The 23,143-nt window shown below is 35.3% G+C and carries 24 protein-coding genes; 11 read left to right on the top strand and 13 right to left on the bottom strand.

Annotated features, from left to right (window positions below; translation table 11 throughout):
- The first annotated feature begins 174 nt into the window (after nucleotides 1-174).
- From OU989_RS22160 to OU989_RS22150, 3 genes are all read left to right on the top strand, one after another.
- Nucleotides 175-849, top strand: a complete 675-nt coding sequence (locus tag OU989_RS22160) for a peptidylprolyl isomerase (protein ID WP_274795053.1) — start codon at nucleotides 175-177, stop codon at nucleotides 847-849.
- Nucleotides 850-1,029: 180 nt separating this feature from the next.
- Entirely contained in the window at nucleotides 1,030-1,584 is a 555-nt protein-coding gene (locus OU989_RS22155; protein ID WP_274795052.1) for a sigma-70 family RNA polymerase sigma factor, read from the top strand.
- Entirely contained in the window at nucleotides 1,581-2,672 is a 1,092-nt protein-coding gene (locus OU989_RS22150) for a DUF4179 domain-containing protein (protein WP_274795051.1), read from the top strand. The genes OU989_RS22155 and OU989_RS22150 overlap by 4 nt, the downstream gene beginning before the upstream one ends.
- 41 nt (nucleotides 2,673-2,713) lie before the next feature.
- On the opposite strand, the gene OU989_RS22145 is transcribed toward OU989_RS22150, so the two are convergent.
- A complete protein-coding gene (locus OU989_RS22145; protein ID WP_274795050.1) occupies nucleotides 2,714-3,046 on the bottom strand; it encodes a BRCT domain-containing protein in 333 nt (110 codons plus the stop codon).
- Nucleotides 3,047-3,159: 113 nt separating this feature from the next.
- Between OU989_RS22145 and OU989_RS22140 the strand changes: the two genes are divergently transcribed.
- Nucleotides 3,160-4,689: a histidine kinase N-terminal 7TM domain-containing diguanylate cyclase gene (locus OU989_RS22140; RefSeq protein ID WP_274795049.1), complete on the top strand. Its 1,530-nt coding sequence runs from the start codon at nucleotides 3,160-3,162 to the stop codon at nucleotides 4,687-4,689.
- A gap of 60 nt (nucleotides 4,690-4,749) precedes the next feature.
- On the opposite strand, the gene gnd is transcribed toward OU989_RS22140, so the two are convergent.
- From gnd to OU989_RS22120, 4 genes are read right to left on the bottom strand one after another with little or no spacing between them, the layout of a single operon-like run.
- The gene (gene gnd, locus OU989_RS22135) at nucleotides 4,750-6,150 is read right to left on the bottom strand and encodes a decarboxylating NADP(+)-dependent phosphogluconate dehydrogenase (protein ID WP_274795048.1); all 1,401 of its coding nucleotides are present in this window, start codon (nucleotides 6,148-6,150) and stop codon (nucleotides 4,750-4,752) included.
- A 26-nt stretch (nucleotides 6,151-6,176) separates the two neighbouring features.
- Nucleotides 6,177-7,523 (bottom strand): GntP family permease, encoded by a 1,347-nt coding sequence (locus OU989_RS22130; protein WP_274795047.1) that lies wholly within the window; start codon nucleotides 7,521-7,523, stop codon nucleotides 6,177-6,179.
- A gap of 15 nt (nucleotides 7,524-7,538) precedes the next feature.
- Nucleotides 7,539-9,080, bottom strand: coding sequence for a gluconokinase (gene gntK / locus OU989_RS22125; protein ID WP_274795046.1), 1,542 nt, complete (start codon nucleotides 9,078-9,080; stop codon nucleotides 7,539-7,541).
- Nucleotides 9,073-9,804 (bottom strand): GntR family transcriptional regulator, encoded by a 732-nt coding sequence (locus OU989_RS22120; RefSeq protein WP_274795045.1) that lies wholly within the window; start codon nucleotides 9,802-9,804, stop codon nucleotides 9,073-9,075. The genes gntK and OU989_RS22120 overlap by 8 nt, the downstream gene beginning before the upstream one ends.
- Nucleotides 9,805-10,031: 227 nt before the next feature.
- On the opposite strand from OU989_RS22120, the gene OU989_RS22115 reads away from it, so the two are divergent.
- Both OU989_RS22115 and OU989_RS22110 read left to right on the top strand, forming a co-directional pair.
- On the top strand, nucleotides 10,032-10,244 hold the full coding sequence (locus OU989_RS22115) for a hypothetical protein (RefSeq protein ID WP_274795044.1): 213 nt from the start codon (nucleotides 10,032-10,034) through the stop codon (nucleotides 10,242-10,244).
- A 173-nt stretch (nucleotides 10,245-10,417) separates the two neighbouring features.
- Nucleotides 10,418-10,693 (top strand): hypothetical protein, encoded by a 276-nt coding sequence (locus OU989_RS22110; RefSeq protein WP_274795042.1) that lies wholly within the window; start codon nucleotides 10,418-10,420, stop codon nucleotides 10,691-10,693.
- A gap of 66 nt (nucleotides 10,694-10,759) precedes the next feature.
- Here the strand turns inward: OU989_RS22110 and OU989_RS22105 are convergent, their stop codons facing one another.
- Nucleotides 10,760-11,251, bottom strand: a complete 492-nt coding sequence (locus OU989_RS22105) for a hypothetical protein (protein WP_274795041.1) — start codon at nucleotides 11,249-11,251, stop codon at nucleotides 10,760-10,762.
- A 156-nt stretch (nucleotides 11,252-11,407) separates the two neighbouring features.
- Between OU989_RS22105 and OU989_RS22100 the strand changes: the two genes are divergently transcribed.
- The 4 genes from OU989_RS22100 to OU989_RS22085 all read left to right on the top strand — a co-directional run bounded on the left by OU989_RS22100 (nucleotide 11,408) and on the right by OU989_RS22085 (nucleotide 15,624).
- Nucleotides 11,408-11,557 (top strand): hypothetical protein, encoded by a 150-nt coding sequence (locus tag OU989_RS22100; protein ID WP_274797399.1) that lies wholly within the window; start codon nucleotides 11,408-11,410, stop codon nucleotides 11,555-11,557.
- Nucleotides 11,558-11,676: 119 nt separating this feature from the next.
- Complete coding sequence (locus OU989_RS22095; protein ID WP_274795040.1) at nucleotides 11,677-12,447, top strand: nucleotidyltransferase domain-containing protein; 771 nt, start codon at nucleotides 11,677-11,679, stop codon at nucleotides 12,445-12,447.
- A gap of 388 nt (nucleotides 12,448-12,835) precedes the next feature.
- Nucleotides 12,836-14,317 carry a malate:quinone oxidoreductase gene (locus tag OU989_RS22090; RefSeq protein WP_274795039.1) on the top strand — a complete coding sequence of 494 codons (1,482 nt, stop codon included), beginning with the start codon at nucleotides 12,836-12,838 and terminating at the stop codon, nucleotides 14,315-14,317.
- Nucleotides 14,318-14,544: 227 nt separating this feature from the next.
- Complete coding sequence (locus OU989_RS22085) at nucleotides 14,545-15,624, top strand: ankyrin repeat domain-containing protein (RefSeq protein ID WP_274795038.1); 1,080 nt, start codon at nucleotides 14,545-14,547, stop codon at nucleotides 15,622-15,624.
- Nucleotides 15,625-15,742: 118 nt separating this feature from the next.
- On the opposite strand, the gene OU989_RS22080 is transcribed toward OU989_RS22085, so the two are convergent.
- The 7 genes from OU989_RS22080 to OU989_RS22050 form a co-directional block, all read right to left on the bottom strand.
- The gene (locus tag OU989_RS22080) at nucleotides 15,743-16,024 is read right to left on the bottom strand and encodes a hypothetical protein (protein WP_274795037.1); all 282 of its coding nucleotides are present in this window, start codon (nucleotides 16,022-16,024) and stop codon (nucleotides 15,743-15,745) included.
- Nucleotides 16,021-16,680, bottom strand: coding sequence for a hypothetical protein (locus OU989_RS22075; RefSeq protein WP_274795036.1), 660 nt, complete (start codon nucleotides 16,678-16,680; stop codon nucleotides 16,021-16,023). Before OU989_RS22075 ends, OU989_RS22080 begins: the two co-directional genes overlap by 4 nt.
- Before the next feature lie 145 nt (nucleotides 16,681-16,825).
- Nucleotides 16,826-17,233, bottom strand: a complete 408-nt coding sequence (locus OU989_RS22070; protein ID WP_312506380.1) for a MarR family transcriptional regulator — start codon at nucleotides 17,231-17,233, stop codon at nucleotides 16,826-16,828.
- A gap of 199 nt (nucleotides 17,234-17,432) precedes the next feature.
- Complete coding sequence (locus OU989_RS22065; RefSeq protein ID WP_274795034.1) at nucleotides 17,433-17,798, bottom strand: hypothetical protein; 366 nt, start codon at nucleotides 17,796-17,798, stop codon at nucleotides 17,433-17,435.
- 293 nt (nucleotides 17,799-18,091) lie between these two features.
- Complete coding sequence (locus OU989_RS22060) at nucleotides 18,092-18,499, bottom strand: permease prefix domain 1-containing protein (RefSeq protein ID WP_274795033.1); 408 nt, start codon at nucleotides 18,497-18,499, stop codon at nucleotides 18,092-18,094.
- Nucleotides 18,496-18,825 (bottom strand): PadR family transcriptional regulator, encoded by a 330-nt coding sequence (locus tag OU989_RS22055; RefSeq protein ID WP_274795032.1) that lies wholly within the window; start codon nucleotides 18,823-18,825, stop codon nucleotides 18,496-18,498. The genes OU989_RS22060 and OU989_RS22055 overlap by 4 nt, the downstream gene beginning before the upstream one ends.
- A 187-nt stretch (nucleotides 18,826-19,012) precedes the next feature.
- Nucleotides 19,013-20,203 (bottom strand): M14 family metallopeptidase, encoded by a 1,191-nt coding sequence (locus OU989_RS22050; protein ID WP_274795031.1) that lies wholly within the window; start codon nucleotides 20,201-20,203, stop codon nucleotides 19,013-19,015.
- A gap of 185 nt (nucleotides 20,204-20,388) precedes the next feature.
- Between OU989_RS22050 and OU989_RS22045 the strand changes: the two genes are divergently transcribed.
- Entirely contained in the window at nucleotides 20,389-23,142 is a 2,754-nt protein-coding gene (locus OU989_RS22045) for an ATP-binding protein (protein WP_274795030.1), read from the top strand.
- Nucleotide 23,143 lies beyond the last annotated feature (1 nt).

The raw sequence follows: 23,143 nt of genomic DNA, 5'->3' as shown, positions 1-23,143 counted from the left end.
TTGATATGTATTTAATAGGAAAATTAAATCTACCATTCCTGGCATAATTGTTCTAATGGCTATGAATAATACAAAGGTTTTTATAATCTTACTGATAGGAACTACCTTGATTTGTTGTAAATAATCCGATAGTTTTATAATGAATAGACGGTTAACAAGAGGAGCTGAAAGAATATGTTCGCACGTTTTAAAGGTTTCTATTTAGTGTTTTCACTGTTAGCAATCGTTATGATGTTGACAGGCTGTGGTACTGCTAAAGATAGTGAGCAAACAGAGGGAAATACAACTAAGGAATCTCAGAAAACAGCTAATTACGCATCAGAGGTGAAGGAAAAACCAATAGTAACCATTACAATGAATAATGATGAGAAAATTGTCATTGAATTGGAGCCTACCGTAGCACCGAACACAGTTGCTAATTTTATTTCCTTAGTAAATAAAGGGTTTTATGATGGCCTTATTTTCCACCGTGTGATTCCTGATTTTATGATTCAGGGTGGAGATCCATTAGGGAATGGAACTGGTGGACCAGATTATTCGATTGATGGTGAGTTTTCTTCAAATGGTTTTGACAATAACATGAAGCATGAACGGGGTGTTATTTCGATGGCTCGTTCGAAGGACCCTAACTCTGCCAACTCTCAATTCTTCATTATGGTCAAGGAAGCTCCGCACCTTGATGGAGATTATGCTGCTTTTGGAAAAGTCATCGAGGGTATGGAAACAGTCGATGCAATTGTTGCAGCTGAGCGAGATGCTACAGATAAACCACTAGAAGATCAACAAATGAAAAAGGTTGAGGTTGATACGAAGGGCTTTGATTATCCAGCACCTAAGGTAAATAAATAGTTGATGTGAAGTAATAGATATTTAAATAAGTAAAAGGCTAAATCAATGACGATTTAGCCTTTTATATTGGCTATAAAATTCGAAATGTAAATATTTTTAAATAATATGAGAACAATTCCAAATATTAGCGATGTTTTTGTATGAAGGGTCCTTTATGATTGTGGAAGAAAGGGTGTTTGGATGAGGATAACAGCTGAAAACTTTATAAAGCATCTAAAGAAAAATCGAGAAGAAGCACTTCAATACGTGATTGATGAATATATCGGAATTGTAAAAGCTATTATTTACAATGCCTTAAAATCTTATAATGATCCTCAAATAATTGAAGAATGTATAAGTGATACTTTCTTAGGTGCATATGAAAATGCTAAACAGTTCAAGGGAGATAAAGAGGATTTTAGAAAATGGATTTGCACTATAGCGAAGTATAAAGCTATTACGAAGCAAAGAAAGCTATCTAAAGCGCCATTTTTTTATGAAATTGATGAGACAGGAAATGCAGTAAAATCTGCTGAGGATGAATATTTAATTAAGTCATCTACAGAGGAGTTACTTATGATGATGAGTCAATTGGAGCAATTGGACCGTGATATTTTTACAATGAAATACTTTTTAAATATGAAAAACGAAGAAATTGCTGAGCATTGTGGTTTAACAAAAGCTGCTATTAATAACCGATTATATCGTGGGAAAAAAAGATTACAGCAAATTCATTTAGGGGGGAGTATGTCATGAAAAAGCTATATCAACAATTTAATCATTTAAATCTTGATCATATAAATATAGAGCCAATGGAAGTGAGTACGCTTGAAAAAGAGAGAATTAAAAGAAATGTGTTAAAGGCAAAAAAGAAAAAGCACCTTATTAGAAATTTTGTTGCTGCAGCAACCTTTTTCATCGCTTCTAGTATTACAATTGGCTATGCATTTCCTACATTTGCAGCGAATATGCCGATTATTGGAAATATCTTCGAGTTGTTCATTGATAACGAAAAGTATGTTTTCGACAATTATGATGAATACTCTACAAATATTGGAATGGTCCAGGAGAGTAATGGGATCGAAGTATCTGTAAACGATGCTGTATATGATGGAGAAAATATTACCATTGCGTACACCATTAAAAGTGCGAAAGATTTAGGAGAAAGGCCAGTATTATATGGTGAAAATCGTGAACTAACTGCTAAGGAATTTGGTAAAAGGTATCAATATGGAGGCTATGCCACGAATCATTTGGTTCAAAAAATAAACGACAATGAGTATGCAGTATTATATATTTTTGAACTCATCAGAGGCTCAAAGCCTGAGGAAGTTCATATTACTTTTCAAGGAGATCAAGTTGTTGATTTAAATAATGTGAATAATGCTGTGGCAGGAAATTGGTCATTTGAATTTACTTTAGGGAAGCTTGAAAGTAAAACACAGCGTATAGAAAAAGATAGCATGAAAACGGAAGCGGAAGGTATAAAAATAGAAGCTTTTAAAATAACGAAAACCCCTATCTCTACAGCAATTTATCTTTCAGAAGAGGTGTTTGTAGAGAAGGAAAATGGTGAATGGCGAGGGGCTGGCATTGAATATGTCGTGAAAGATAATTTAGGGAATGAGTATAATGTTATTCATTTTAGAGGAAATAGTCATAATACAGACTTTGTAGGTCGAGGAAATTTCCCACGCATTGTTATTAATAATTTTGATAAACAAGCAACATCTATAATGATCACTCCTGTAGTAAACTTCTACAAGATCAAGGATAGTACAGGAGCATTGGAACTTATAAAAGAACCGTATACAATAAAGCCGATCGTTGTTCCGCTGCAATAAGCATAAAAAAGGAGTATGTAAATTGATCTTACATACTCCTTTTATTTTTGAATGTCCTCTTTCATCGAAATAAGCCATAAAAAATCATCCTCTATTATTAGTTGAATGTCATGACCCTGATTTATGAGGTGTTCTGCTTTACGTTGTTTAGTACTAATACCACGACGTTTATCTCCAAGAATAACGAAATCTGTTTGCTGTGTAACGGCGCCTTGCAAGGACCCTCCACAAACTTTTACTTGTTTAGCTGCTTCTGAACGGGTCATTGTAGAAAGAGCTCCAGTAAAAACAATTTGTTTATTAAAAAACGGGTGGGTTAGGCTTTCGGCTGGATCTGTAATAAAAATGATTTCAGGGTTGTCCCTATTAGTCATACTGGTACTCCTTAAAAATTTTTTAGCTACCATTTGAGCAATAAATAAATAAATCCACAAAATTTTATATGTATGCTACATTAAAATTAAAAATTTTAAAGAGGTACATAGACATGAATTCACAATTGACTGCTTTTATTACTCTTGGCTGCACATCGGGTGTACTAAATTTGTATTTATGTTTATACGTATTTCTACAACGATTTAACTATACAAAAATTGCGCATTTGTTTATTAGTTATACCGCATTAATATCGATATATTGTTTTGCCTCTGCTTTTGGTTTAATAGCGACAACATTGGGGGCAATAAAGTTTTGGACCGCTATTCAATACGCAGGTATGGCCACTTCAACACCTCTCGGACTATTGTTTATCATGAGATATTTGGGCTTTCAACTGACACGGAAAAAGGTAATTGCACTACTTTCCATTCCCTTTATCAGCTTAATCATGGTTGCTACAAATGATATGCACCATTTTCATTATAGAGTATTTGAAATTGACCCTGTATTGGGATCACCTTATATTCATCAGGAAATTGGAGTATGGTATATCATACATGGGATATTTACATTTGGCTGTATGTTTGTAGCATTTTTATTAATAGTAAAGCAATGGAAAGAAACAAGTAAAGCCTATCGAAAACAACTCATTGCTTTAATGTGTGGTCAGCTGATCCCTATGGTAACCGCATTTATTTACTTGTTGGGCTTAACACCTCAAGGAGTTGATCCCGTTCCAATGGTGTTATGGGCTTCCTCACTGTTGTATTTATGGTCAATAAGTTCCTCTCGTTTATTTAGCGTCATGCCTATTACTAAGGATGTAATATTTCATAATATCAATGATGGTGTCATTGTGCTAGATGAATCGTCACGATTAATAGAGTTTAATCAATCGTGTAACCAAATGTTCCCTCAACTATCTAGATCCATGTTTGGTATGGACTTTGCCCAGGTGTGGCTCCAGGTAACTGGACAATTTATGCCCTTTAATTTGAAAGCGATAGAGAATACGCAAGAAATTGAGCTAAACCATATCAATCGTACTTATCAAGTACGTATATCAGCACTCCAGCATGTTAATCATGGTAATGGGTTACTGCTAATTTTCACGGATTTTACTGAAGTAAAAAAGCTACAACATATGTTAGAACAACAGGCTTACTATGATGAGCTTACACAAATCTATAATCGTCGAGCTTTTTTCAAACATCTAGAAACGTACGAAGAAGCTACTGGCTTTACAGTCGTTTTAATGGATATTGATCACTTTAAACATGTAAATGATACGTATGGACATGCAACTGGGGATCAATTACTTGTTCATGTTGTAAAGGCTTGCCAGAGTGAGCTGAAAAATGGACAATTTTTTGCAAGGTATGGCGGTGAGGAGTTTGTTCTTACACTCAAGGGCTATACATTAGCTGAAGGTGAAAAATTAGCAAATCAGCTCTGTCGCAGCATAGAGACTTCTCCCCTTATGACTATTGTGGGCACTATTAGAGCGACGATTAGCTGTGGAGTGGCAGAGGGTAAAATTGGAGAAGAGTCGCTTTATCAGCTTTTGAATAAAGCCGATAAAGCCTTATATGCAGCAAAAGAAGCAGGACGTAATCGAGTCCATGTTTATAGAGAATAAAAAAAGCTAAAATATACAATCAGTCATCGATAGGGAATGATGTATATTTTAGCTTTTTACTTACCAATTTGTATGGAAAACACCTTCTGCATCAATACGTTCATACGTATGAGCGCCAAAGTAATCACGTTGGGCCTGTAACATATTGGCATTTGATGAACCTGTGCGATAACTATCATAATATGTGAGAGAAGCACTTAAACATGGGAATGCATTACCTGCTTGTATACCTTCACACACAATTTTTCTCAATCCCATTTGATAGTCCTTCGTCTTTTCTGCAAAGTATGGGTCAATTAATAAATTATCTAGAGTAGGCTGCTGTTGGTAGGCTTCACTAATAACATTTAAGAACTCTGCACGGATAATACAGCCGCTACGGAAAATTAATGCAATATCCTTTAATGGCAAGTTCCAGTCATAAAGTTCCGATGTCATTTTATATTGTGTGAAACCTTGCGCATAAGCACAGATTTTACCCATATACAAAGCTTGTCGTACGTATTCAACCCAAACCTCTTTATCAAGGCTTTGTTGATTGTAGTCAGGTCCTGTTAATACAGCCTCCGCACGAACTCGCTCCCCTTTTAATGATGAAATATAGCGTGCAAATAAGGCCTCTGTAATAATGGATGTAGGAATACCATTATCAATGGATTGCATACTAGTCCATTTTCCAGTCCCTTTTTGACCTGCTTTATCAAGAATCATATCAATTAGCGGTAATCCCGTTACTTCATCTTTTTTTCTTAAAATGTCAGCTGTAATTTCGATTAAGTAGCTTTTTAGTTCGCCTTGATTCCAAGTTTCAAAGATAGTAGCAATTTCCTCAACAGATAACCCAACATTTTTTCTTAAAAATGTATAAGCTTCGGCAATTAGTTGCATATCTGCATATTCGATTCCATTGTGGACCATTTTAACGAAGTGACCTGCACCTTTAGGGCCAATATACGTACAGCATGGCATCCCTTTTACTTGTGCTGCGATCTTCGTAAGAATAGGCGCAGCTTTTTCATAGACCTCTTGATCTCCACCTGGCATGATAGAAGGACCTGTCAATGCACCAACTTCACCACCAGAAATACCAATGCCTAAATATCCGATTCCTAGTCCCTTTAATTCATCATATCTACGCTCAGTATCTTTATAGTGTGAGTTACCACCATCCATAATCACATCGCCTTTTTCAAGGAAAGGCACTACAGACTGAATAACAGAATCAATAGCGTTTCCTGCTGTAACCATTAAAAAAATCTTTCTTGGTTTCTCTAAAGATTGTACGAAGTCTTCTATATCATAGTAGGGAGTAAGCGCCTGTCCTTCGACTTTTTCTAGAAGTTTGTCGGTTAAATCTCGTGTGTAATTATAAACGGCTACTTGCTCGCCATTATTAGCCATGTTTAAAGCGATATTACTGCCCATCACGCCTAAACCAATAACGCCTATTGTATTTAACATTGTGCCCGCTCCTTTTTATACATTTCTTAAACAAATAAACTAAGTAATAAAATAAATCCTAAACCAGCCACAGATACTATTGTTTCGAGTAGTGTCCATGTAGCAAAGGTTTCCTTCATGCTCAGCCCAAAATACTCTTTAAACATCCAGAAACCAGCATCATTGACATGTGAAGCAATTAAGCTTCCTGCCCCCGTTGCCAATACGACCAAGGCAAGGTTTACATCGCTTTGACCTAACATTGGAATGACTAACCCAGCTGTTGTTAAAGCAGCAACGGTAGCTGATCCCAATGAAATACGTAAAATAGCGGCGATAATCCAAGCAAGTAAGATCGGTGATAAGGTAGTTCCATGGAATAACTCAGCAACGTAATCCCCAACACCACCATCGATTAATACCTGCTTGAAGGCGCCCCCTCCACCAATTATTAAGAGCATCATGCCGATATGAGTAATTGCTGTAGTACATGATTCCATGACCTGTTTAATAGGAATGTTTCTTGCGATTCCCATCGTATAGGTAGCCACTAGTAAGGAGATTAACATGGATGTACCAGCTTCACCGATGAAGCGGATTCCTGCTAAGAAGCCATTATCTTCAAAGCCTATTGTTTTTTGTAGCAGTGTAATAATAGTAGCGATAGACATTAAAATAACAGGTAGTAGTGCAGTGAAAACACTGATACTAAAACTAGGTGTATCCTCTAGTTCAAATGTTTTTTGTTCACCAAGAGAAGCGATATTACCAGTTTTGTTGAATGATTCAGGCACTAACCTTTTCGCTAATTTTGTGAATAGCGGCCCTGCTAAAATAACGGTCGGAATGGCGATGATAAATCCATAAAGTAAAACTTCACCAATGTTTGCCCCGAATTCACCAGCGATGACAGTTGGTCCTGGATGAGGTGGTAAAAATCCGTGTGTAACAGATAATGCTGCAGTCATAGGAATTCCTAAATATAAAATAGAAACCTTTAATTGTCTTGAAATAGCGAAGACTATAGGGATTAATAGCACTAATCCTACTTCAAAGAAAAGAGCTATACCGATAATAAAGGATGCCGCTACAACAGCCCATTGGATATTCTTTTCCCCAAATTTATTAACAAGGGTCATGGCAATACGCTGTGCCCCTCCTGAATCAGCAATTAGTTTCCCTAGCATAGCTCCAAGTCCAAATATTAATGCTAAATGACCTAATGTACCGCCTAATCCTGCTTCAATCGTCTTCACGATGCCATCTAAAGGCATCCCAAGAGCCAATGCCACTCCAAATGAAACGATAATTAATGAGATAAACGTATTTAATTTAAAGCCCATTATTAAAATTAACAGTGCGATAATACCAATACCTACAATAATTAATGGCATGTATTCTCCTCCTCTTTAGTCGGGCTTAATTAAGCTCCTTTGATATTGAGCAATGGATGCATAATCATCTGCTAACACCCTGGATAAACGAATGAAAATAGGGAGTAGCTGTCTATATTCTTTTGCTGCATCTTCGATAGGTGTATGTTTATAAGTGTCACCAATCATATCAGCGACAATGTCAAAGGAATCGATTTTTCCGATAGCATATAAACCTAAAATACAAGCACCAAGACAGGAGCTCTCATAACTTTCAGGGACAACTACTTCCGATTCAAAAATATCAGCCATCATTTGTCTCCAAATCTCAGAGCGTGAAAAACCACCTGTCGCTTGAATACGAGTTACGGGAGTTTCCATACACTCGAGCAATGCTAAATAGACGGTATATAAATTGTAGATAACCCCTTCAAGAGCTGCTCGTATCATATGTTCTTTTTTATGCGACATGGTTAAACCAAAAAATGATCCACGTACATCTGGATTCCATAAAGGTGCACGTTCACCCGATAAATACGGATGGAATAGCAATCCATCAGCACCCGGTCTTACACGTTCTGCAATTTTGGTCAATACTTCATATGGATCAATCCCGAGTCTTTTGGCTGTTTCAATTTCAGATGAAGCAAATTCATCCCGAATCCAGCGAAGTACCATACCGCCATTGTTTACAGGTCCACCAATGACCCAATGATTCTCTGTTAAGGCATAGCAGAAAATTCTACCTTTCACATCAGTTTTAGGCTTATCAATAATAGTGCGAATAGCACCACTTGTCCCAATTGTGACAGCAATTTCACCTTCTCGAATGGCATTCACACCTAGATTAGAAAGTACGCCATCACTTGCACCAATGATAAAAGGTGTTTGTGGGTCAATACCAATTTGTTTAGCTAAAAGGTCATTGCAGTTCGAAAATAATTGAGTTGTTGGTACGAGTGTCGACAATTGTGCTCTCGAAATACCGGCAACAGTTAACGCTTCTTCGTCCCAATCTAATGTGTGGAGATTCATCATGCCCATACACGAGGCTAATGAATAATCGACGACATATTGATTAAAGAATTTTTTAAAAATGTATTCTTTAATACCGATATATTTCTTTGTTTTGCACGCGATTTCAGGATGTTCATGCACAAGCCAAGTAATTTTGCTTAGAGGTGACATTGGGTGAATAGGTGTACCTGTTCTTTTATAAATTTCATGACCATTCCAGTCATCTTTAATTTTATGTGCCCAAGCTTCACTACGATTATCTGCCCATGTGATAACAGGTGTTAACGGTAAATCATTTTCGTCTATAGCGATTACACTATGCATAGCACTGCTAAAGGACACAAATAATAATGATTTATCTGAATGGACTTTCATAATGTTAGAAATGGCTTGCAGTACAGCTTGAAAAATCTCTTCTGGATTTTGTTCAGCTGTTGAAATATCAGGCGTATATAATGGATACCCTATATTTTCTTGTTGAATAACCTTACCTTGTTCACTAAATAACACAGCTTTTGTACTAGTAGTCCCTATATCAACACCTAACATATAGTTAGTCATTTTGTGGCTCAACCCCTTTAGATAGCATTTGCTGTGACCGCCATAGGTCTTCTACCTTGCCTTGAACATCATCAAAATTTTCATGTAAGGATTTGATCATAAGCTCTCGATCTTTGGCTCTAATAGCATCAATATAGAGTTCGTGATTTTTCACAATGCGAGTAAAATCCTCATATTTTTCTTTAAAGCGCATACGCATTGATAATAAAATTAAGCCTTCCATTACTGGTTTTAAATTATTCCAAATCATGGTGATATAGGAATGTCCGATGGAGCGAATAATTGCCTCGTGGAACATAATATCCTGATAAGAAAATTCGTCTGCATCGTTATATTTAATGGCAACCTTCATCATTTCTAATGTTTTGCTAAGCTCTAGCGCTAAGTTAGTTGTATCCATTTTTATAAGACGTTCAAACACAAATGTTTCAATCAGCAATCGAACATCATAAATTTCTTCAATCTCTTTTTCCGATAAACCAAGGACAACAGCACCCATTTTTTCTAATCGAATGATATTTTCAGCCGCTAATATTCTTAATGCTTCACGAATGGGCGAACGACTTACTTCAAAATCTGCTGCAAGTTTATTTTCAGAAAGAATGGTACCGCTTTCAATTAATCCTGAAATAATACGCATTCTAAGTTCATATGCTACGCGATCGCCTGTTGAAGCCTTAGAAAGCCATTTTTGTGGATATAAGTAATCCTTTAATTCGCTCATAATATCACCTTTTCGATCCAGAGTATACTTGTATACAAGTATTATAGTCAGAAAGAAAATAAGATTGCAAGCGACTTAACATTGAAAAAGCCTCAACATTATCCTTAGCTAAATAGAAAATTTAATGCACATTCTTTTATTCCTCGATGGACAAACTTTAGAGTGAGAAGTTTAAAAAACCAAATAAACGGTTTTGAAACTTTTCAAATAATCGATGGAGGATGGTTATGTCAAATATGAAAACAAATCGTAACAATGCAAAAGCAAATGGAACGAGAAGTGCAAAGCAATCAATTCAGCAGCGTCAGAAACTTCCTCAGGAAGAGTTTGGTGCTGAATTTGGGCTTGATGCGGCTTCATCACAGGTCAAGAACTTTGCTGAAACGCAAGGAAAAACAGGTATCAAACAACCGGTTAGTGAGAGAACTGCGTGGCACTAGTTTATATTTGACTATCTATTCAACACATTGAGAGGAACTAAGGATTTAGCCTTAGTTCTTTTTATGTCCTGGGAAATACTGTTTTTTAATTTTCTTCCATACATATTTCCTAAGCAATTCATAATACTACTTTTAGAACAATGAAATTTCTTTAGGAAGGGAAGATGTATCAATTGGCTAAACACTCAGATACAAGTTGGAAGCAGGATCATCCTAGTACATTGTTTAGTAATTCTGTACAAAAGGCTGATCGCATGTTAAAGCATGCAAAGTCACATCCAGAAGAAATAGCAATAGAGCATGCCTTTAACCAAATTAAGCATGCAGAAAATGCTCGTTTTAATGCAGAGCAATATGGTGAACATTTAGATACTGTTCAGCAAAATAAAGAATATTTGGATCAGATTAAACAGCAATTGCATGAAATGAAAAATGATATGAATAGATAATGACAAATATGAACGGCTTACACCCATAAAGAGGGAACTAAGCCGTTTATCATTTTAGTGATGTAACTAACACCAAACAATGATTTCATATGGTGAAGTTTGCGCAGGAATACTTCTAGTAGTAGGACCATAAATGACAATGAGGTTGCGATTAGCTGGATTATTTGAAAAAGGTTGACCGTTTTTAAGTGAAATAATAGTAGTAGATGAAAGATTTAATTGTAATTGTCCATCATTACTAACTAATTGGTTATTAAAATAGTCCACCTTAACATTTTGATAATTACTTTCTTTGACAACAATCAATGCACGATATTGCGGTGGATAAATCATTGGTACTGGTGCATCACCATCATAATAACCTGTAACCCATTGACCTGTTGTAACGATTTCTTGATTTACAAAATAAGTAGAAGGAGAAATGATAAAATTTACGACTCCACCAGTTCCATCTTCTACAGTCATCATTTTATAACAGCCATCTCGGTCCCCATTTTGTCCTACAGGAAAATTATTTATGTTTGTTATCACACCACGAAAAGATTTAAAATTTACCATAGTCATTCCTTTCTTACATAATGATCGATTTTACCGTATTATTTTAATTTATGTGACATTATAAAATTAATTGACAACTATAAATTAGGGATGACTACTTTATATAAACCCATCTATACTGAACATGCTTACTATAAAGTCAGGGGAGTGAATCTATTGAAGTGGACTTCTAAAAATAAGAAAATTCTTTTATTTTTCATAATCGTTATTATCATCATTGCGGGCGTACTCGATATTAAATATGAAGGACTGTTCTATCAGCTATTACCAACATCTATGCAAACATTTTTATCAAGTTTATTTTAACTAAGAACCGTACTTGAAAGAGAGTACGGTTTTTTTATTCAATGAACTCTATTATAGAAATAGGGAATGACTGAAGAAAAAAATAATACTATTAAAAAATTACAAAAGGGATTGATTAATTGTTGGACAAATGGAAAACAGCACTAGAAACGTTCTTAAAAGATTGGCAAGACAGAGATGAGGTTATAGGAGCGCTTGTTTGTGGGAGTTATGTTACGGGGAATCCCTCTAAGCGATCTGACATCGATGTACATATTATTTTGGCAGAAGATGTGGCATGGCGGGAAAGAGGCAATCGAGTGATTAATGGGTTTCTAATTGAATACTTTGCTAATCCTCCAAGTCAAATTCGTCGGTATTTCCTAGATGATTTTAACAAGCGTAGAACTATGTCGATGGTGCAATTTAAAACAGGTAGAATTTTATATGATTATACTGGAATAATAAAAGACCTGAAATATGAAGCAGAAGAGTGGCTAAGCAAAAGATATAAGAAAGTGAATAAAACTGTCTTAGAAATAAAAAAATACGGATTATGGGATGCATTAGATAATTTAAAGGACTGTTATGAACAAGATAGGAAAGACTTTACCTTTACGTACCATAACGAATTAGCTAATTTGTTTACGGAGTACTGTCACTTTTTGAATTTAGAAATGATACCTTCTTATCAAATCTGTGCGTATCTTGAAGATCCACTGTATCTACAAAAATATTGTAAGACAGCATTTCCAGATGATGACTTTAAAAAATCTTTTATGAAAGCAATGCAAGAAGATGATGCTCAAAAGAAGATGGAGTTATTTGAAGCATTAGTCAATTATGTACTCAAAAAAATGGGTGGTTTTCATATAGATGGCTGGCAAATGAAAAGTCCGATCGATGATTAAACTTAAGGAGTAGGGAGTTAGTTCAGAAACAAGACGAGCTCCCTAATTTTATGTTATTATATAGATATAATAAAAAAAGAACCTATTTTTTATGAAAATGTCAACCATTTTTAGGCCGATTATTCCAAAAAGCTTAAATAATCCTAGTTTTATCCGTAAGAAAAAGTGAGTTTTTTGCTTGAATTATGAACAGAAAGACTCGAAAAAAGCGGATAACTCTCATATAAATAGTTGATATTTTATTCTTGAACTAATTGTGATAAACTGCAATAAGGTAATAATTGATACAGAAATGGTGTGCTCCGAGGTTGCTCCATGGCTTACAGTACTTCTAAAGCAGGAGTGCTTACATCCTTTCTGCAAATCTTAATATATAAGGAAGGTAAAAATGAGTAACAGACAAATTAAATCAGATGTTATCTTAATTGGTGCCGGAATCATGAGTGCAACTTTGGGAACATTACTCAAAGAATTAGCACCAGATTGGAAAATTACAGTGTTTGAAAAGCTTGAGAAAGCAGGCGAGGAAAGTTCTCACGAATTGAATAATGCTGGAACTGGACATGCTGCACTATGTGAGCTGAACTACACTTCAGAGAAAAAAGACGGATCAATCGATATCAAAAAAGCGATTAATGTTAATGAACAGTTCCATGTTTCAAGACAATTTTGGTCGTATCTTGTAAACAATAAGCTGATCAATAATCCACAAGACTTCATTATGCCTTTACCACATATGAGTTTAGTACAAGGGAAAGAAAATGTTGAGTTTCTAAAAAGACGTCATGAAACGATGACAAAAAATCCTTTATTTGAAGGAATGGAATTCTCAAAAGATCCTGAAACACTAAAAAAATGGATTCCACTTATTATGGAAAATCGTCCAGCTGGTGAAGATATTGCTGCAACGAAAATTGACACTGGTACAGATGTTAACTTTGGTGCTTTAACACGTATGTTAATTGACCACTTAAAAGCACAAGATGTAGATGTGAACTACAAACACAGTGTTGAAAGTTTAAAACAAACTAGTGATGGTTCATGGGAAGTACGTGTGCATGATTTAGACGGCTGTAAAATGGAATATCATTCAGCGAAATTTGTCTTCCTTGGAGCTGGTGGAGGAAGCCTAGAATTACTACAAAAATCTGGTATTCCTGAAGGAAAACATATTGGTGGATTCCCAATTAGTGGTCTATTCTTACAATGTAATAATCCAGAAGTAGCTGAAAAGCATCATGCAAAAGTGTATGGAAAAGCAAAAGTTGGTGCTCCACCAATGTCAGTACCGCATCTTGATACACGTTATATTGATAATAAAAAATCACTACTATTTGGACCATTCGCAGGTTTCTCACCTAAGTTCTTAAAAACAGGCTCAAATATGGATTTATTTGCTTCTGTTAAACCGCATAATATCACAACTTTATTAGCGGCAGGCGTTAAAGAGATGGGATTAACAAAGTATTTAATCCAACAGCTTATGCTTTCAAAAGAACAACGTATGGAAGAGTTACGTGAGTTCATTCCAAACGCGAAGAGTGATGATTGGGATATTATCGTTGCTGGTCAACGTGTACAAGTTATTAAAGATACAGAAGCGGGCGGTAAAGGTACACTTCAATTTGGTACGGAAGTTGTAAGTGCTGCTGATGGTTCAATTGCAGCTTTACTCGGAGCTTCACCAGGTGCGTCTACTGCTGTACATGTTATGCTTGAGGTTCTTAATAAATGTTTCCCTCAACATATCAAAGAGTGGGAACCAAAAATTAAAGAAATGATTCCATCATATGGTTTATCTTTAGCAGAAAACCCAGAGCTTCTAAAAGAAATTAATGCAACAACAGATAAAGCACTAGGTTTGAAATAAATAAGGAAGAGCTCTCAATCTATTTAAAATTGAGAGCTCTTTTTGTATGCCTTTTCCTGGGAAATTTTTAATGCTTGCCACAATTTTAACAAAGTAACTATAAAAATTAGTATAAATCTTTTTGACTTCATCATGATCTTTTTAAAACTGGAGCCATATATCCTGTTGTTTTGTTATAGGTTGTTTTCTATACTTTTCGTAAATGTAGGAAGGGAGCCATTCAATAGATGATTAAGCTAAAAGATATTGGGACATTTCAGGAGCTACCAGAGATTGCAATGCATATTTATACTGGTAATATCACCGCTTTACGAGTAGCAAAGAATAGGGGCTGGAATATTGAAGAACATTTTATATTAAGTAAGCATACCACGTTAAGTCCATTAAACTTAGCACTGATTTTACAAAAATTTGATGTAGTAAAACTGTTAGTTGAATATAATGTCAACTTGAATGTCGAAAAAAACCCTGCTTTTTTAGTTGCTGTTCGATATTGTAAGGAGAATATCATCCGTTACCTTGTCAAACAAGGGGCAAATCTAGATGGATATAATCAGGTTGGTTCTGGAGCCTTTTCACAGGCCTACTATGGGAATAAAAAAAATATCCCACTTATTCATGAGCTCGGACTAGATATTAAAGAACATGGTGGGGCCGTATTACGTGAGGCTGTAGCTAATTATGATATGAAAACAGTCACTTATTTACTCGATGAGGGGGCAGATATTAATTATCAAAAGTCTGACATGGTTTACCCCTATGCTGCCACACCGTTAACTATTGCCTCACGCATGGGGAATATTGCTATGGTGAAATATTTGGTTGAACGTGGTGCAGATGTCTCTTTAACCGAGAAAAATGGAGAAAGAGCTTATACTATTGCCGTAGGTTTGAAAAATGAAGAGCTAGCGAATTATTTGAAAGCACAAGAACCTGCGGAACTTCATTCAATAGTAAATAAAAAATATGCGTTAAATAAATATAATTTACCAGATGAATTGGTCGATTTTCTAACGGGTGATAAATTGTATCTTAAACTTCCACCAAATGATTATGACATTCAGTATATTGAGTTTTTTAAGCTTACAGACACAATTGAGATGAAGCTTGGTCGTCAAAAACTTCTCCGACTTTCGGCATATGTTGATAATTATTCTGACATAGAAGTAGTGTGGAACCCAAATGGAAAGGGCCAAATTGGGTGCTATGATGTGGAGCATGAAGAATACGCTGATTTATGCAGCTTTACAGAGTTTCTTGCTAGACCAGAAGTCTACATCATCAATTTTCTAGAAGGGGAGCTTTAGCAATGTTCCTTAATACTTGATAACTGAGAATGGAACAATGATTACCTTAATAAAAAGAGTCATCGTATTGCTCAGGAAAAGGCAGTTTCCCAAAAGAATATGCCTTTTCTTGATTATTCTAAACGCGAAGTTTGGATATACAGAATACAATAGAACGTTTGATGTATGTGGCGCAAAAGAACAGAAGTACAGCTACTAGAAGTGCTAGAGGGATACTGAAAATAATAGGTATATCTACACCGTACCAGATACTCATTTTAATTTGATCCAGTCCGAATGTTCGTAAAAAGCCAGCGAATATAGATAGTATAGCACTTAAGAGTAAGCCAATGTATAGAACTGACAATACAACAAGAGCTAGTGAGCAAAAAAAAGCTTGTAGCATTTTTAGGAATATCATTCTATTTCCCTCCGAATAATATGATGCACGACTGCATTTGAATCGATTGAATAATCATCTGTATAATAAAGCCTTTCGATGAGACAATTTTCTCCTACTATAACTACTTCACCTTCCACAATTTGTGCATTTGTATAAGATAGCTTTAACTGTTTTCCACAGATTGTGTGACAAATTAACCTTTTCTTAAATAATGGAAGAAGTGTCACTCGATCTTTTTTTATCATTACATTTTCAGCTCGCAGCCTGCCAATTTTACTTTCTCCTGATAATTTCAACTGAAAGTGATTAGCTACTAATTCAGCGGCTTTCACTACACCAAGAGCCTCAAAATGTTCGCTCTGTAGTTTCCCTTCAATTATTACTTTCCCGGTACTATTGATTTTTTGGACACAACCTTTTTTTACTTTAAGGTTACCTGCATTTGTTAGTTCATCGATTTCACAATAATCTTTTAACGTACATGAACCTGTGCTGTTAAATTCATGGACAATAACGGGAAAATAAAATGAGCTATGGCCATGAGTAGACACTTTTTGCATGCGAACTTCTTGATGTATTGTTACGGCTCCACGAATATTTAATTGCTCATACTCAATATCCAAATATTTAATACGGCCATTCGTAAGTGTTAGGGTACGCAGTTGTTGAAACATAAAAGTCACCTCATATACTTTAATTAATATATATTTTAATTACTAAAATATATATTAATTAAAGTATATGCAACTTCCCTTTGTCAAGAACAAATGAATTCCCTAATTTTGAGGCAATAAAAAAGGATTTCAATTTGTTGAAATCCTAAAAAATTTTATTCATTAATTGATTTACTTCACGTAAAATATTGGCCATATCTATGAGTTTATCCTGTGAAAACTTTAAAAAGATTTCTTGAACCTTTTTGTCCCCATTGCTTGTTAAAGTCATTTTGACGACACGGCGGTCATTATTTTCTCTAATTCGTTGTATCAGCTCTAGTTTTTCCAGTTTATCGCACATGGAAGTGACAGCTCCAGGAGTGATACTGAAGAATTCGGCAATTTCTGTCGCCTTCATACCATCATTTATTTTTAGTTGCAGGAGTAAAATTAATTGGTTTTGTGATAACGCTTCCCCTTTAGATAAAAGCTCTACAAACATTTTTGACTTTTGCTGTATATCTAGCATTTCCTTCATAATAATCTCTACATTGTGTAGACTTTCAGCCATATAATCACGTCCGTTAAAATATTTAATGGTTAAATTATATAGCAACTAAATTAACCTTTCCAATCATTAATAATTGTTTAAAAGCTACAAGTACCTTAGCCCCTTTTATAGATGAGTCCATGGTGGGAATAGTAGCGCCAATAAAAGAAAGGAAACATCATATCAAGGTATATTATGAATTTTTTAATAGACTTCTTTTTTACATTCGTTTCACAAAAGTAGCGTGATACATTCTTCTTTTATAGACATAAAAGTACATACTTAGTGGCCACCATAGTGTCACGAAAATAGGGTAAATTGCCCATATAACGCTTGGTGAAGAAATAACATTGACTGTAATGAAAAAGATACTAATTAGCAATGTAGCTGTAACGGAGAAGGCTACAAAAGTTTTGCGTTGAGCATGATATAAAGCAAGAGGCCACCACATGACTAAAAATGCGGGATAAATCGCCCAAGGATATTGTGGAGATACCATGATATTTAGCAATGCGTAATATATAATTGTAGAAGCACAGCCAATAAGTGCTGTTTGTAACGTCTTTGCTTTTTCTCCTAAATACATTAGAAGTGGCCACCAGATAATCGGATAGATGGCATAAATGAACCATAAATGATTTGGAGCGTATAGATAATTTTCGATAATAAGAAACGAGATAATTATAGCACTACAAACGAGAGAGTATTGTTTATACATTTTTTTTGACATAAAAAATAATGTAATAGGCCATAGTAGAAGCAGTATGCAAGGGTAGATAAACCATATTGTTTGGGGCGATGTCGTGTAATTGACAATCCCTAAGAAAATCATTGTCATCAAGCTCCCAGCTATAGAAAAGTTAATAAAGTTCCTCATGATTATTCACCCCATCTCTTACGCGTCCACACAAAGTACATAGATAAAGGCCACCATAGAATAGCGAAGATCGGATAGATTGCCCAAATTGTATGCGGCGTGTAATAAAGATTAATGAAAATAAAAAAGGCAATAATTAAGCTACTTCCCCAAATTGAAAACTCTAAATTTAATTTTGCCATGTTTTTCTTTGCAGGCTCTTTAACACCCAATTCTTTTTTTAAGTCTTCAATATCTCCAAATTCTACAATTGCTTTATTAATAGCATCTTCTTGTTCTTTTCCTTGATCCATCAAATAAAATACCTTTTCTTCAAGATTTTCAATAATCTCTTGTTTGACCATTTCAGTCTCGTTGTTACGAGGAATATCTTTAAAAAGCTCATCAATATGGTTTTTTATTCTTTTCATTCTAAGCCCTCCATAAATAAATCGATTATTTCTTTTACTTCCGACCATTCTTTCACTAACTCATTTAAATAGGCTCTACCTAATGGAGTAATACGGTAATACTTTCTTTTGCCTCCATGTGAAACATCTCCATAATAGGCTTCAATAATTTCCTTTTTCTCAAGTCGTTGAAAAACTGCATACAAAGTTGCTTCCTTGATTTGAAACCGATTGTTTGTACGGAGACTTATTTCCTGAGAAATTTCGTAGCCATAACGATCCTTTTCTGAAATTAGCCGTAAAATAATCGAATCCAAATGTCCTCGGATAATATCACTGCGAACCATAAGTCACCTACTTTATTTATTGCTCTATCTGTTAGAGTAATATTAGCAAACATTACTCTACCTGTCAAAGTAATTTGTTTTCTTTTTTATAGTGCTAGTATGCCGAGACAATACCACACAAAAAGACTCCACTCACTGAAAATCCTAAAAGGATTCTTTCATGGTGAGTGGAGTTCGCACAATCTTTTTACATATACAATGCAGCGAGGAAAATCCCTAAAGCTTCGTCATAAATGTCATCAAACTGGCTGAGGGGGAGAGGATTTGTACCACTTCCCAGCTCAACGGTAAAGCCCGGTCTACGCCAATCTTGAATAAACCAGTCTTTATAGCCTGCATAGCTACCTGCAGATTGAATGGGCTCATAGCCACTAACTCTACTAAATTCATTCACAAGGACTTCGGATTCTGGGGGCTCAAGATTTTCAAAGCCCCAATAAATAACGCGACCTTGTGTATGAAATGCTAGAACTCTTAAAAAATCACGTTGCTTGGTCATGTTGGCCATTGCAATGGCTTCGGGTTCAGATAAAGGCCTTTCCCCACTATAATCTCTAGGGCCAGGTGATTTGGGATTGCGGGCACTTTCTAGCTCCCATTTTGCAGGAAATTGATCATTTAAATCGATCCCATGGATATTTGCTTTCCAACCAGAAAAATCGGAGCTCCCATTATTCCATGTAATCAATTGATTTTTTAATGCTTCATCACTTGGTGGGCCTTGTAATACTAAATCGACTCCATCAGGGTTCACCATGGGTACTATAGAAAGGGATGTTTGTTGATATAAAGAAAATGGAGAAATGCCACGAATACTACTTTGATTAGTGAGGGCGAGCAAATAGTCATTTAAAAATGTTAGAATAATAGGTGTAGTAATCCATTCATTCGCATGAAACGAGCCGTTATAATGAATACGTTTAGCTCCATTGCCAATTAAAAGCTCAGGGAGTTCTTTCCCTAAAACGGAGCTCCCAATGCTTGTACTTTGGAGAAAAGGATATACGTTGAGCAGCTTTTTTATATCATTCATCATATGAGTGTACGTGTAATTTTGTTTACCTTCAACTAAGCGCCATGTAATGCGTTGAGGTATGTGAATGATCTGACCTATTTGTAAGTGATTGGGGTTGAGACCAGGATTAACGAGTAATATGGCGATGAGGGGCAGGTTTCGACTCTGTGCAATCTGCCAAAAAGAGTCCCCTTGTTTGATTTGATAGCTAATGTTTATAAAACCAGGAATACGAATGCGTTGTCCAACTCTTAAAAATTGGGGATTAATATTTTTATTGGAATCTAGAATTAGTTGAAGTGGTATGTTAAACACTTCACTAAAATGCCAAAGTGAATCTCCTGGCCTTACGATGATATCCACATGTATTCTCTCCTTAATTAGAATTCGTTCACTATATGATGTATATGAAAAAATTCTAGACTTATTAATATTAAATTGGCAAAGTTTCTTTATTGTGAATGTTAAAAGAAGAGATAATTAGTTATTTTTGCATGTATACTAGTAATAATAATAAAGTGAAAGAAAGGTAAAGGTAGGAAAACCAAATGTTAAATAAATTGAAATTGGGTATACGCTCCAAGATTACATTAGGTTATATCGTAATCATTCTTTGCTTACTTGCTGCCGTTGTCATATTAAATAATCAAATTACTTCTTTACAAAAAGAACGGAATTTTATTATTAAATACGATTCCAATGTTCAAACTTTAACCAATGAGATTGAAAAGTATGTATTAGATATGGAATCGAGTCAGCGAGGTTTCATCATTACAGGTGAACCAAGTTATCTAGAGCCCTATGATAATGCGGCTGAAAATTGGAAGTTAGATTTTAATAATCTCTATCAGCAAATGAAGGAAAAACCTTCTCAACAGGAAAAGTTAAAAGAGATAGAGGAAACGATTGAACATTGGATAAATACTTCAGGTAAGCCAACAATCCAATTGAAAAAGGATAATAATATAGAAGCGTTGAATGAATTTTTTAAAGTAGATAGTGGGCGCCAAGATATGGAGAAAATGCGCAAATTATTTGATTCCTTCCGCTCAACTGAAAATGCTTATACACAAGCAAAGGCAAGTCAATTAGACAAACAGAATAGTAAATTAACAAGTGGCTTATTTGGGATCTTAATTTTAGTTTCTGTCATTGCCATTGTGATAGCTAGTGGAATTTCACGTTCAATCGTGAGAACGATAACGGAAGTTACACAAACCATTAAAGAAATGGCTGCTACGAAAGGTGATTTCACGAGAAGAATCCATGTGAGCTCTAATGATGAAATAAATGATCTTGCTGAAGCAACAAATATACTGTTAGAGTCAGTAGAAAAGAGAGAATGGTTACAAAGTAATATTGCAGAAATCGTGACAAAATATCAAGGTGTTTCAGCAATTACAAAATTAGCTGAGATCTTCCTATCAGAAGTAGCACAGAAAACACAAGCCTCCCTTGGTGCATTCTATGTCAGAGAAGTAACAGAGGAACAAGTACATTTTGTGAAAAAGGCTGCTTTTGCTGATGGAGATGACCGTGTCGGTATTGAAAGCTTTAAAATGGGACAAGGATTAATCGGTCAATGCGCATTAGAAAAAAGGATATTATTTTATGATAATATTCCGCAAGACTATCGCTTAATTAGAACGGGTTTAGGTGAAGTAAGGCCACAAAATATTTTATTGATCCCTATAATTTTTGAGAATGAAGTTATAGCAGTGGTAGAAATCGCAACAATGACTAAATTTAGTGAGTTGCAGCAAGAATTAGTGCAGCAAGTTACTGAAACATTTGGCTTAACAGTGAATAGTGTGTTAGGGCGTATGGAAATTGTTCGTCTATTAAATGAATCCAGAGCAATGACAGAAGAATTACAGGTTCAGTCAGAAGAGCTTCAGACACAATCTGAAGAGTTACAAATGCAAACAGAAGAGCTGACAATGATTAATGAGCAACTAGAAGAGCGCACGAAAGAGGCTGAATCTAAATCTAAAGAGTTGGAGAGGGCGAAGAAGGAATTAGAAGAAAGTGCAGAACAACTAATACTTAATTCTAATTATAAATCCGAGTTCTTAGCAAATATGTCACATGAATTAAGAACACCTTTAAATAGCATATTAATTTTATCGGAGATGCTAGCAGAAAATAGTCAACAAAACTTAACAGACGAGGAAACAGAGTTTGCTAAAGTGATTCATTCTTCTGGAGAAGATTTACTTGCTTTAATCAATGATATTTTAGATTTATCAAAAGTAGAGGCTGGGAAGCTTGATATCATTTTTAATGAAGTGAATATGAGTGAAGTACCAGTGCAAATTGAACATACCTTTGCACCTGTTGCAATGAAGAAAAATTTAGCATTCGATATTTCAAAGGCAGATCATGTTGTAGATGTATTCTATACGGATGAAAAGAGATTCCATCAAATCATAAAAAATTTATTATCAAATGCGTTTAAATTTACGGAACAAGGATCTGTATCATTAGCCATTAACCAGCTAACACCACAACAATTAACAAATAATATGCAAGACATAAGCACAGATTGGCTGGAAATTACCGTATCTGATACAGGGATAGGTATTCCAAAAGACAAGCATCAGCTAATTTTTGAATCATTCCAGCAAGCAGATGGTGCTACAGTTCGGAAATATGGTGGAACTGGGCTCGGTCTTTCAATTTGTAAGGAATTTGCTAAGCTGCTTGGTGGCTGGATTACGCTGCAAAGTGCAGAGGGACAAGGAAGTAGCTTTACGTTAACGATTCCAAGTTTACCAAATGGAATTGAAGAGGAACATTGCCAAAAGCTTGCTATGAACGAAGTTGCCGCTACGACGGTAGAAGAGGAACAAATAGAAGAACAAATAGAAGAACAACCACAAGAAATGGAGGAAGCTCTTCAACAAGAAGTAGAGGTCTTCCAAGGGAAAAATATTTTAATAGTAGATGATGATAACCGTAATATTTATGCGTTAAAAACTGCTCTAGAAAAAAGAGGTATGAACATTTTAGTGGCCAAAGACGGACTTGAATGTTTAGAGGTCATGCAAGCTAATGCTGAGATCGATCTTATTCTGATGGATATTATGATGCCTAATATGGATGGCTATGAAGCGATGACTATTATTCGTCAACAAATGAAACGCACAGATTTACCGATTATTGCGCTGACAGCAAAAGCTATGAAAAATGATCGCGATAAATCGTTACAGGCTGGTGCATCAGATTATATTAGTAAGCCATTAAATTTAGATCAATTAATATCGGTTTTAAGAGTATGGTTGGTTTCTAAAGGGAGTTAAT

The sequence above is a fragment of the Lysinibacillus irui genome (assembly GCF_028877475.1).
GTDB classification, from domain to species: Bacteria; Bacillota; Bacilli; order Bacillales_A; family Planococcaceae; genus Lysinibacillus; species Lysinibacillus irui.
The sequence above is the reverse complement of the archived record's forward strand: the minus strand, read 5'-3'. Positions and strand labels throughout refer to the sequence as shown.

Bases quoted from the DNA above. Each gene is read 5' to 3' on its own strand.
- OU989_RS22055 (WP_274795032.1), bottom strand. From the start codon at position 18,825: ATGGTTCGCAGTGATATTATCCGAGGACATTTGGATTCGATTATTTTA.
- OU989_RS22130 (WP_274795047.1), bottom strand. From the start codon at position 7,523: ATGCCATTAATTATTGTAGGTATTGGTATTATCGCACTGTTAATTTTA.
- OU989_RS22060 (WP_274795033.1), bottom strand. From the start codon at position 18,499: ATGAAAAGAATAAAAAACCATATTGATGAGCTTTTTAAAGATATTCCT.
- OU989_RS22085 (WP_274795038.1), top strand. From the start codon at position 14,545: ATGATTAAGCTAAAAGATATTGGGACATTTCAGGAGCTACCAGAGATT.
- OU989_RS22160 (WP_274795053.1), top strand. From the start codon at position 175: ATGTTCGCACGTTTTAAAGGTTTCTATTTAGTGTTTTCACTGTTAGCA.
- OU989_RS22145 (WP_274795050.1), bottom strand. From the start codon at position 3,046: ATGACTAATAGGGACAACCCTGAAATCATTTTTATTACAGATCCAGCC.
- OU989_RS22045 (WP_274795030.1), top strand. From the start codon at position 20,389: ATGTTAAATAAATTGAAATTGGGTATACGCTCCAAGATTACATTAGGT.
- OU989_RS22150 (WP_274795051.1), top strand. From the start codon at position 1,581: ATGAAAAAGCTATATCAACAATTTAATCATTTAAATCTTGATCATATA.
- gntK (WP_274795046.1), bottom strand. From the start codon at position 9,080: ATGACTAACTATATGTTAGGTGTTGATATAGGGACTACTAGTACAAAA.
- OU989_RS22080 (WP_274795037.1), bottom strand. From the start codon at position 16,024: ATGATATTCCTAAAAATGCTACAAGCTTTTTTTTGCTCACTAGCTCTT.
- OU989_RS22105 (WP_274795041.1), bottom strand. From the start codon at position 11,251: ATGGTAAATTTTAAATCTTTTCGTGGTGTGATAACAAACATAAATAAT.
- OU989_RS22115 (WP_274795044.1), top strand. From the start codon at position 10,032: ATGTCAAATATGAAAACAAATCGTAACAATGCAAAAGCAAATGGAACG.
- OU989_RS22140 (WP_274795049.1), top strand. From the start codon at position 3,160: ATGAATTCACAATTGACTGCTTTTATTACTCTTGGCTGCACATCGGGT.
- OU989_RS22070 (WP_312506380.1), bottom strand. From the start codon at position 17,233: ATGGCTGAAAGTCTACACAATGTAGAGATTATTATGAAGGAAATGCTA.
- OU989_RS22090 (WP_274795039.1), top strand. From the start codon at position 12,836: ATGAGTAACAGACAAATTAAATCAGATGTTATCTTAATTGGTGCCGGA.
- OU989_RS22155 (WP_274795052.1), top strand. From the start codon at position 1,030: ATGAGGATAACAGCTGAAAACTTTATAAAGCATCTAAAGAAAAATCGA.
- OU989_RS22075 (WP_274795036.1), bottom strand. From the start codon at position 16,680: ATGTTTCAACAACTGCGTACCCTAACACTTACGAATGGCCGTATTAAA.
- gnd (WP_274795048.1), bottom strand. From the start codon at position 6,150: ATGTTAAATACAATAGGCGTTATTGGTTTAGGCGTGATGGGCAGTAAT.
- OU989_RS22120 (WP_274795045.1), bottom strand. From the start codon at position 9,804: ATGAGCGAATTAAAGGATTACTTATATCCACAAAAATGGCTTTCTAAG.
- OU989_RS22065 (WP_274795034.1), bottom strand. From the start codon at position 17,798: ATGTATTTAGGAGAAAAAGCAAAGACGTTACAAACAGCACTTATTGGC.